General features: G+C 56.1%; 1 protein-coding gene. It reads left to right on the top strand.

The genetic code is table 11. The features are described from left to right. Positions 1–330, top strand: a 330-nt coding sequence (locus SB822_RS55775; protein WP_410858935.1) for a PfkB family carbohydrate kinase, incomplete at both ends; no start/stop codon positions are given.

Raw genomic sequence — 330 nt, 5'->3', positions numbered from 1 at the left:
CATGCGCTCACGCACTGTCGATATCGTTTTCGCCAATGAGGATGAGGCCAAGTCGCTCTATAAGACGAAGTCGCTTGAAACGGCGATTGCCTCCATGCGCATGGACTGCGCGCTTTCGATCATCACCCGTTCGGAAAAAGGTGCTGTCGTTGTCACGCCCGACCAGACCTTGACGGTTCCTGCCATTGAAATCGACGCGCTGGTCGATACGACCGGCGCAGGCGATCTCTACGCAGCGGGTTTCCTTTACGGTTATACGAACGAGCGTTCACTGGAAGATTGCGCCCGTCTTGGTTCATTGGCGGCGGGGCTTATTATCCAGCAGATGGG

It is taken from the genome of Paraburkholderia sp. SIMBA_054 (assembly GCF_046534875.1).
Lineage (GTDB): Bacteria > Pseudomonadota > Gammaproteobacteria > Burkholderiales > Burkholderiaceae > Paraburkholderia > Paraburkholderia hospita.
The sequence above is the reverse complement of the archived record's forward strand: the minus strand, read 5'-3'. Positions and strand labels throughout refer to the sequence as shown.